We start from the raw sequence: 9411 nt of genomic DNA on the forward strand, positions 1-9411 counted from the left end.
GGTTAATCGTAAAAGTCTTGTGCGGAGTTGATCACCGGCTTGACGATGCCAGCACGCAGCACAAAGTCACCATAAGATTCATGGGGCTGCCGCTCCTGCGCCCAACGGCCGGTGGTTTCATCAATGATCGCCAGGATCTGGTCCTCGGGAATATTCTCACGATACAGGCGCGGAATGCGTTCGCCGGTGCGATCGCCGCCCAAATAGAGGTTGTAACGCCCCACCGCTTTGCCCACCAGACCGATCTCCGCCAGCATCGAACGGCCACAGCCGTTGGGGCAGCCGGTAACCCGTAGGATGATCTCATCCTCGCCAAGGCCGTGGGCTGACATGATAGTTTCCACTTTAGTGACAAACTGCGGTAAAAAGCGCTCAGCTTCCGCCATTGCCAGCGGGCAAGTGGGAAAGGCCACGCAGGCCATGGAGGCTTTGCGCTGTAGGCTAACGCCGTCATTGATCAGACCATGCTGGCGTGCCAGCGCTTCAATTTTGGCTTTATTACGGGCTGGAACCCCGGCCACAATCAGGTTTTGATTGGCGGTCAGGCGAAAATCCCCTTTGTGGATGCGGGCAATGTCGGCCAACCCGGTTTTCAGAGTGCGGTCTGGATAGTCCAGGATACGACCGTTCTCAATAAACAGGGTCAGGTGCCAGAGGTTTTCAATGCCTTTCACCCAGCCGAATCGATCGCCGCGCTCGGTGAAATGATAGGGACGGATCGGTTCAAACGGGATGCCGACCCGCCGTTCAACTTCGGCTTTAAACACCTCAACCCCAACGCGTTCCAGCGTATATTTGGTTTTGGCATTTTTCCGGTTGGACCTATTGCCCCAATCACGCTGGGTACCCACCACCGCCTCGGCAAACGCCAGGGTATGCTCGGCGGCAATATAACCGAACTCGCTGGCTTTACGCGGGTAGGTAGAGGTATCACCATGGGTCATGGCCAATCCACCACCGACCAACACGTTAAAACCGACCAGTTGACCGTTATCGCTGATGGCGACAAAGTTTAAATCGTTGGCGTGCAAATCCACGTCGTTAAGCGGCGGCACCACCACCGTGGTTTTAAACTTGCGCGGCAAATAGGTCGGCCCGAGGATCGGCTCCTGGTCGGTGGTTTCATGTTTTTCGCCGTCCAGCCAAATCTCGGCATAGGCGCGGGTTTTCGGCAGCAGGTGCTCGGAGATCTTTTTAGCCCATTGATACGCCTGCTGATGTAACACCGACTCTACCGGATTGGCACTGCACAGCACGTTGCGATTGACATCCCCGGCGGTGGCAATGGAGTCTAGCCCCAGCTTATGCAGCAGTTGATGCATCTGCTTAAGATCAGGTTTAAGTACGCCGTGAAACTGGAAGGTTTGCCGGGTAGTCAACCGAAGGCTGCCGTAAAGCGTATGTTCGGCAGCAAACGCGTCGATGCCCAGCCATTGCGCTGGGGTGATAATACCGCCAGGCAACCGGCAGCGCAGCATCATATTGATCAGCGGCTCCAGCTTTTGCTCGGCGCGTTCGGCGCGCAGATCGCGATCATCTTGCTGATACATGCCGTGAAAGCGAATCAGTTGAAAATTATCACCGTTAAACCCGCCGGTCAGCTGATCCTTAAGATCCGCCTCGATGGTGCCACGCAGGAAATTGCTCTGTCCCTTGAGCCGTTCATTATCGGATAAAGGAGGATTGGGTTGTTTTTCGCTCATCAATAAACATCTCGCTGGTAACGGTGCGCTATGCGCAGCTCGCTTAAAAACTCATCGGCCTGCTCGATATCCATGCCGCCGTGTTCGGCGATCAGTTCCAGCATGACCTGTTCGACATCCTTGGCCATACGGTTGGCATCGCCGCAAACGTAGATATGCGCCCCTTGTTCAATCCAGCGCCACACCTCGGCGCCCTTTTCACGTAGCCGATCCTGCACATAGATTTTTTCCGGCTGATCCCGCGACCAGGCTAAATCAATGGCACTCAACAGGCCGTCTTTTTTATAACGCTGCCACTCCACCTGGTAGAGAAAATCATCGGTAAAGTGTGGATTGCCAAAAAATAGCCAATTTTTACCCGTGGCGCCGTCCGCTTCGCGTTGTTGCATAAACGCCCGGAACGGTGCAATACCGGTGCCGGGACCGATCATGATCACCGGCGCGTCTGGGTTCTCCGGCAGCCGGAAATGATGATTGTGTTCAATAAAGATGCGCACACGGTCATCCTCAGCCAAGCGATCGGCCAGATAACCGGTGGCGCCGCCAGTGCGCGGGCGGCCATCCACCTCATAACGTACCACACCGACAGTAATATGCACCTCGGCTCCCACTTCTGCTTGGGAAGACGCAATGGAGTACAGGCGCGGCTCCAGCGGACGTAGTAGACCCAGCAGTTGATCCGCACCCAGCTCGATCGGCGCCTGACGTACCATATCCACGATCGGTGTGGACTGGGCGTAGCGTTGCAGCCGGGTTTTATCTACCGTCAGGGCCAGCAACGCCTCGTCACGGGCAATCGCAGCATAGTTATCCACAATAATCTGGGTATTTTGCGTCAGTTCAACATGCCCTATCAGCGCCTCGGTCAAGGTCATCTCCTGTCCGGCTACCGTCACCCGTTGGCTACCGTCGAGCCACAGCAGGGCGATCAGTTCGGCCACCAGGGCAGGATCGTTTTCATACCAGACCCCAAGCGCATCGCCCGGCTGGTAACGCAGCCCGGAATCACCGAGATCGATCTCGATATGCCGCACATCTTTGCTCGATTGGCGGCTGGTGATCTTTTGCGATACCGCAAGCGTCGCGACCAGCGGCTGCTGTTTGCTGTAGGGCGTGGAATCGAGCTCATCAACCGCGCCACTGAGGCTATGGCTAAGCTGAGCGTCATTCTCCTGGGGAACCCGTGTTTTGAGTAATGCCACCATATCCTGACGCCAGGCTTGTGCCAGCGCTTGATATTCCACATCAGCGTCAACCCGCTCCGCTAGCCGTTGGCCGCCCAGTTCCGCCAGTCGTTGGTCAAAATCCTTGCCGATCTTGGCAAAGTGTTCGTATGAGGTATCGCCCAGACCGAATACGGCGAACTGGGTGTCCGGCAACCGCGGGGCTTTTTTAGAAAACAGGTATTTATAGAGCGCCACCGCCTCTTCCGGCGGATCGCCTTCACCTTGGGTGGACGCGACGATCAGCAGCAGCTTTTCTTGGGCAATGTTTTTGAATTTGTAGTCGCCGGCATTCACCAGATTCACATCCAGCCTGGCGGCAATCAAGTCGTCGCGCAGTTGTTCGGCCAGTCGCCGGGCATTGCCGGTCTGTGATGCGCTAAGCAGCGTGATGGCGGGTGCCTTGGCCGGCTGCGTGGTGGCAGTGATGCCACTGGCCGCAGCAACCGGGTTAACCTGCCCCCAAAAATAGCCGGAGACCCAGGCCAGCTGCAGCGGCGACAGATCGCCGGTAACAGCCTGCAAACGGGCTAATTGTTCCGGATTGAGCGGGAGCAAAGATGTAGGAGAGACCTGAGTCGTCATTGCGGTTCGAATTTCCTTGTACGTACCAATGTGGCCGGGGATGGATTAAAGGATCATCAGAGTTTGTAAGGTTACTCAGTGTGACGCAATCAATAAAAGATGTGATGGCAATATTAAATAACTAAAAAGCCTAACGCGTTATTCCGATTAAACCTATCGATTAAAGTGGTTAAGAAAACCCGCATGACATACCAGCAGCCCACCGCCATGGGGACACACAGAGAGGCAAAACGTCGTCGCCGCCGCCGCTTTACTCCACCAGTCTCTTTTGCCGTTGCCACTTTTGTTAATTACACCTTGATCTGACCGGGTTCCGCCCCCTACCATAGTATAATTAGCGATATTTCTGTTAGCTGCCGCATTTGTTGTTACTTGAGGTTTTACAGTGGTCACCACGTTATTTAAAGATTTTACCTTTGAAGCGGCGCACCTGTTGCCGCATGTTCCCACCGGCCACAAATGTGGGCGTTTGCATGGTCATTCGTTTATGGTGCGGGTGGAAATTACCGGCCAGGTGGACCGGTTAACCGGCTGGGTGATGGATTTTGCCGAGCTCAAACAGCATGTCAGCCCCCTTATCGATCGACTGGACCACTACTATCTTAACGATATCCCCGGTCTGGAAAACCCCACCAGTGAAATACTGGCCCACTGGATTTGGCAGGAATTAAAACCTAGCCTGCCGTTGCTTAGCGCTATCGTGGTGAAAGAAACCTGCACTGCCGGCTGCGTTTATCACGGCGAGCAATAGCACCGCGAACGGCAAGAACCGCCAGCGAAGGTACCCCCCATCGAGATTACGGAATATTCAGGTATTTATGCGTCTGTAACGACAGGCGCCAGTTGCGGGCAATGCAGGTGTCGATGCAGAGTTTGGTGGCCGTGTCCGACTGACTGATGGGTTGCAGGGCAATAATGCGCGGTTTGTCGTCCTCAATCGTCGCCAATAGCTGCTCAAGATGATCAATATCGCGCGCTCGCGCCACCGGGTGCTTAATTTCATCGGCGCGCTGCAATGCCTGCGGCAATACCACCATGCCGCCGCGCATGCCCACCTTCGGCGAAACCGTGACCCAGGTCTGGCTGGTACAACGCACCTCATGGGTGCCACTGGTTTCTATCTGGCAGCTAAAACCCTGCTGTTCCAATAGCTGCGTCAAGTCATACAGATCGTGGATGCACGGCTCGCCGCCGGTGATCACCACATGGCGGGCGGTATAGCCCTGCGCCGTGATCAGCGCCAATACCTCCTCTGGCGTCACGTTGGCCCAGTGGCGGTTGTCGGTGGTTTTTAACGGGATATCCCCCAGTGCGACCTGCTGCTGCGGGTCAACCTCCCAGGTATGCTTGGTGTCACACCAGCTACAGCCCACAGGGCAGCCCTGCAGGCGGATAAATATTGCCGGGACGCCGGTGAAGTAACCTTCGCCCTGGAGCGTCTGAAATAGTTCGTTAAGTGGGTACTGCATAAGGTTCTCGATATAGGGTTCTCGATGATGTCACCGCAAATGAGGGCGCTGATTATTGCAGATTAGCGTAAAGACGCCAATGTTGTTGTCACCGCAGCGGAAAAATCCGTCGATACCGCGGTTTAAGGTCGATTGCCGGTCCAGGATAATCAGACAAAATTCAGAATAACACATCAGTGGCATAAAAAATGGCTGCGGGCGGCTTCAGGTGATATCACGCCAATTTATGGCATGGCACTGCGAAATTTGGCAATGGTAAAAAGAGAATAAACGAATACTATATGGGTAATGGCTCTGATGAGTGATGAAATGAAGAGTGGTGATGAGGATGCTCTATTAAAAATTAAAAACCATACTATTGAAAATACTCGCTCGATTAGCTGATTCTATTTGCTATTTGCTATTTGCTATTTGCTATTTGCTATTTGCTATTTGCTATTTGCTATTTGCTATTTGCTATTTAAACATATTATCTAATTAAAATTGATTTTACGGTTATTTTTCAAAGCAGTTGTCAATCAATCGTTATAAATAATGGAGAAGATGAATATGAATAATATCGATGAATATGAAAACGATAATAATCACAGTGCGAATGGTAACCCCGAACTACCTGGGGAAGAATATGCGGTTCACGGTGGTCATCCGCCGTTCCCACATGTGCCTATCGATCCTTATGTTGCAAATGCGCAACCGGCTCATGGCTGGTTAACCAGTCCGGTATCGCGCGCGGAGTTCGCTTTTCGGAATAATTGGCTTAGTTCATGGTTAACGTCGGAAATGGAGGGGATGAAAAACTTCCCCGAACACAGTATCGCGCCATTGCGGTGGTTCGACAATGAGAGAACGCAGTTTGGTGCGCCTTTTCCCGATTCTGACCAATTTGCTAATGATGGCGGCGCAGTGCCGCGCACCGTACCTGATGGGTTTATTATCAGCGGCGGGCGCGCGGATACTTCACGGAATATCGTGAATTTTACCGATAACGAATTGTTTGCTGCCCGTGGCGTTCGCTGGCCGGTGACACCAGTGGTCGCGGGCGGCACATACCCCATCTTTTGGCATACGACCGTCTGGCATCCCGTGCGCGGCTACCGTTATTTTATTACCAAAGATGGCTGGGATCAAAATATGCGCTTACGGCGTGCAGATCTTGAGCTGACGCCTTTCCAGAGTGTGTTTAATAGACATCGTAATCATTGGGGGCCTGATCTCCGACAGACTATGCCGGCGATTAGCCCACAGAATGTGAGAATGCCTATGGGCAAACGCGGCCGTCACATTATTTTAGCCGTTTGGCTGGTTGCCGACTCTGCTGCCGGATTTTATCAAGCGCTTGATGTTGACTTTGGCTGAGAATACCCGCAGTCATGGTGATGGAAATTCAGTCGCAGCGATCTGGCAGACTCTATAGCGGACGGGCGCAGAACCCCATTATCCTCGGGCGTGCTTGCGCCCGATTATTGGCCAGCTAATTTATGGCATTCTCCTGCGAAAGGGCGTTGAATCGCCATTATTCCCGGGCGCGCTGGCGCCCGATTGTTGGTCAACTAATTTATGGCATTCCCTTGCGGAATTTGGCAATCGCTAATTGAAAATTGCAGGCTTATTCTTTCTGGGACCACAAATAACGGTCAATATCGCTATTGATAACCGGAAGATGGTTTTATTACCCGAAGGTGCTTTGTAATAACTGTTAAAAAATAAAAACGTTGTTGTGGTTATTTTAATTATGTATTTTGTAAAAAAATAGAATCTTTATTGTCTTACTCGAGATAAGTAAAGGTAATTATCGCATCTAACCTGCTTGACACTTAAAATACGTCATCATTAATGATTATTAAAGAGGCTAGCAATGGATAAAGAAGATAGAAACTACTATGACGGTCAGCCAGATGACCGCGGCGGTAATTACCCACCGCCGCCGCCCTCTTGCGACACTCAGGCTGGCCATAATCCCCCGGCGGATTATGACCCCTGCGGCGCTTATCCGCCGCCACATCATGATCCTTGTGAATGTGAACCGCCGCGCTGTTATGATCCCTGTAGTGCACATATTTATCCCGAGGAGTTTGCTCAACCGGTCGAAATAAACCCATCCCATGGCTGGGTGTTTTTTCCACCGCCTCCTGGAACCAGCCATCTGTTGTGATGTGATGGACGTCCCTCCTCAGGCTTAAGTTCCTGCCACACTTATGCCGAGTGCTCTTATTCATAGAGGAACAACATCATGAACGCGATAAAAGTCATCGGTATCGATCTGGCTAAATCTGTTTTTCAGATCTGTGTCTGGATGAGTGATGGAACTGTTACATCCAATCGGAAGGTTTCCAGGAGCAAGCTATTGGACACCGTTCGTCAGTTTCCGGTTGATACGCCGATTGCGATGGAAGCCTGTGCAACCTCACATTACTGGGGCAGAACTTTTCACTCTATGGGCTACCCCGTTAGGCTTATTCCCACACAACATGTTAAAGCGTTAACCCGTCATCAGAAAAATGATGCTAATGATGCGCTGGCTATTTGTGAAACAGCATTCCGCCCCGGCATCCATTTTGTTCCTGTAAAAACAATCGAGCAGCAGGATATAAAAGCACTGCGGAATACTCGTCAGTTGATGGTTGAACAACGAACAGCCATTGTTAATCAGACTCGAGCGCTAATCGCAGAACAAGGCGTCACGATCCCGGTAGGTATTAACGTTCTTCAGCAACAGCTCCCTGACATTATTGAAGATGCAGACAACATTATTTCTCTGACACTACGGCGTTTTCTTTTTTCTTTATTGGAAAACATGCACTTACTAAATGAGCATATTAATACTCTCGAGCATGAGATAGCGGCGTTATGCCAACAACAACCAAAGTATAAAACGCTGTTAACGATACCAGGAGTGGGGCCTCTCATTGCTGCCGCTTTTTTAAGTGAAGTAAACGCAGAACAATTTACCAACGGGAGACAGCTTTCCGCTTGGTGTGGGTTGGTCCCCCGGCAACACAGTTCTGACGGAAAAAACATGCTCACCTCAATGACAAAAAATGGTAATCGAGGCCTTCGAACCCTGATTATTCATGGGGCTAGGGCCGTAATGCGGTGCGTACAAAAGCGGGATGACGCTCTGGGGAAATGGCTCAGGAAGGTCATCGAACGTCGGGGAAAAATGAAAGCCACTATCGCCCTGGCGAATAAATTGACACGTATAGCCTGGCGATTGTTAGCTGAATCGACAAACTTCAATATGAGTATGGCATTTTCTATAAATTAATGATCCGCAATATAAAAAAATCAACATTTTACTGAGTTTGCATGCACTGATGAGAAAACGGTAAATCGCCCCTGTAATAGCCTGAAGTGAACCTAGGTGGCAATAAGACACCGGTGTTGTGATAAGGAAACAGGGTTCGGATAACATCATGGCGCGGGATAATTTTCCCAACAATGACGCCGGATATATGGTTGCAAACCGTATTAAACCAGTACTTGCACAACACGGGACGTCCATATATGGTTCACTAATGCCGGACACCATTTAAGACGGTATAATCGCCGTCCCTAAAAGGATGTCCCGATGACTAAAAAAACCAGATTCACCGCCGAATTTAAACAGGAAGCAGCTAGCCTTGTTCTAGACCAAAATTATACACAACGCGAAGCCTGTGACTCGACTGGCGTCAGTGAGAGTGCCATGCATCGCTGGGTCACCCAACTTCGCGCCGAACGCAGCGGTATCACTCCACAAGGCAAGGCTATCTCACCGGATCAACAGCGTATTCAAGAACTCGAAAAACGCGTTAAACGTCTTGAAATGGAAAGAGATATCTTAAAAAAGGCTACGGCTCTCTTGATGTCGGACGAGTTCAAAAGTATGCGTTGATTAAGACGATGGCAGCGGTTTACCCCTGCGACGTCGCCTGTGAGGCCCTTGAGGTCTCGCGTTCCGCTTATTATGAACATCTGAATCAACGAGAGCATAAATCGGTGCCGGATATTACCTTGCGAGCTAAACTCACCGAGTTTTTCAATCAAAGCCGGGGGGCTGCAGGCAGCCGCCCTTTGGTGCTCAGGCTAGGTGAGGCGGGATTTAAGGTCGGCCGCTATAAAGTACCTAGTTTGATGAAATCAATGGGACTTGTTAGTAAACAGCCGGGAGGCAAGCATCGCTATGCGCAAAATAGCGAAGAACGACCCGATCTTCCCAATATATTAAACCGGCAATTTAGCCCACAACGCCCAAATCAAGCCTGGGTAAGTGACATTACGTTCATCTGGACCGGTGAACGCTGGGCTTATCTCGCCGTCGTTATGGATCTGTACGCACGCCGTGTTATCGGCTGGGCAATATCGTTGAAAGCCGATGCGCTGCTGGTTATCACCGCACTGGATATGGCCTGGCAAACTCGTGGCCATCCTAAGGGAATAATATTTCATACA

9 protein-coding genes are annotated in these 9411 nt (G+C 51.3%); 6 read left to right on the top strand and 3 right to left on the bottom strand.

Going from position 1 to position 9411, the window contains the following annotated elements; translation table 11 throughout:
* Positions 1–2: 2 nt before the first annotated feature.
* A complete protein-coding gene (gene cysI / locus SJI19_RS19945) occupies positions 3–1703 on the bottom strand; it encodes an assimilatory sulfite reductase (NADPH) hemoprotein subunit (protein WP_323480011.1) in 1701 nt (566 codons plus the stop codon).
* The gene (gene cysJ / locus SJI19_RS19950; RefSeq protein WP_323480012.1) at positions 1703–3511 is read right to left on the bottom strand and encodes an NADPH-dependent assimilatory sulfite reductase flavoprotein subunit; all 1809 of its coding nucleotides are present in this window, start codon (positions 3509–3511) and stop codon (positions 1703–1705) included. Before cysJ ends, cysI begins: the two co-directional genes overlap by 1 nt.
* Positions 3512–3896: 385 nt before the next feature.
* On the opposite strand from cysJ, the gene queD reads away from it, so the two are divergent.
* A complete protein-coding gene (gene queD, locus SJI19_RS19955) occupies positions 3897–4262 on the top strand; it encodes a 6-carboxytetrahydropterin synthase QueD (RefSeq protein WP_323480013.1) in 366 nt (121 codons plus the stop codon).
* A 46-nt stretch (positions 4263–4308) separates the two neighbouring features.
* Here queD and queE read toward each other — a convergent pair whose 3' ends face one another.
* Positions 4309–4980: a 7-carboxy-7-deazaguanine synthase QueE gene (gene queE / locus SJI19_RS19960; protein WP_323480014.1), complete on the bottom strand. Its 672-nt coding sequence runs from the start codon at positions 4978–4980 to the stop codon at positions 4309–4311.
* Between the two features lie 549 nt (positions 4981–5529).
* Between queE and SJI19_RS19965 the strand changes: the two genes are divergently transcribed.
* From SJI19_RS19965 to SJI19_RS19985, 5 genes are all read left to right on the top strand, one after another.
* The gene (locus tag SJI19_RS19965; RefSeq protein ID WP_323480015.1) at positions 5530–6336 is read left to right on the top strand and encodes a lytic polysaccharide monooxygenase auxiliary activity family 9 protein; all 807 of its coding nucleotides are present in this window, start codon (positions 5530–5532) and stop codon (positions 6334–6336) included.
* A gap of 499 nt (positions 6337–6835) precedes the next feature.
* Positions 6836–7132, top strand: a complete 297-nt coding sequence (locus SJI19_RS19970) for a hypothetical protein (protein WP_323480016.1) — start codon at positions 6836–6838, stop codon at positions 7130–7132.
* A gap of 78 nt (positions 7133–7210) precedes the next feature.
* Entirely contained in the window at positions 7211–8245 is a 1035-nt protein-coding gene (locus tag SJI19_RS19975; RefSeq protein WP_323480017.1) for an IS110 family transposase, read from the top strand.
* Positions 8246–8548: 303 nt separating this feature from the next.
* Positions 8549–8854 carry a transposase gene (locus SJI19_RS19980; RefSeq protein WP_323480018.1) on the top strand — a complete coding sequence of 102 codons (306 nt, stop codon included), beginning with the start codon at positions 8549–8551 and terminating at the stop codon, positions 8852–8854.
* On the top strand, positions 8851–9411 hold a 561-nt coding region (locus tag SJI19_RS19985), incomplete at its 3' end, for an IS3 family transposase (protein WP_323480019.1). The genes SJI19_RS19980 and SJI19_RS19985, both read left to right, overlap by 4 nt.

Origin of the sequence: Acerihabitans sp. TG2, from assembly GCF_035013185.1 — a bacterium.
GTDB lineage: Bacteria > Pseudomonadota > Gammaproteobacteria > Enterobacterales > Enterobacteriaceae > Acerihabitans.

Bases quoted from the DNA above. Each gene is read 5' to 3' on its own strand.
- cysI (WP_323480011.1), bottom strand. From the start codon at position 1,703: ATGAGCGAAAAACAACCCAATCCTCCTTTATCCGATAATGAACGGCTC.
- cysJ (WP_323480012.1), bottom strand. From the start codon at position 3,511: ATGACGACTCAGGTCTCTCCTACATCTTTGCTCCCGCTCAATCCGGAA.
- queE (WP_323480014.1), bottom strand. From the start codon at position 4,980: ATGCAGTACCCACTTAACGAACTATTTCAGACGCTCCAGGGCGAAGGT.
- SJI19_RS19965 (WP_323480015.1), top strand. From the start codon at position 5,530: ATGAATAATATCGATGAATATGAAAACGATAATAATCACAGTGCGAAT.
- SJI19_RS19970 (WP_323480016.1), top strand. From the start codon at position 6,836: ATGGATAAAGAAGATAGAAACTACTATGACGGTCAGCCAGATGACCGC.
- SJI19_RS19975 (WP_323480017.1), top strand. From the start codon at position 7,211: ATGAACGCGATAAAAGTCATCGGTATCGATCTGGCTAAATCTGTTTTT.
- SJI19_RS19980 (WP_323480018.1), top strand. From the start codon at position 8,549: ATGACTAAAAAAACCAGATTCACCGCCGAATTTAAACAGGAAGCAGCT.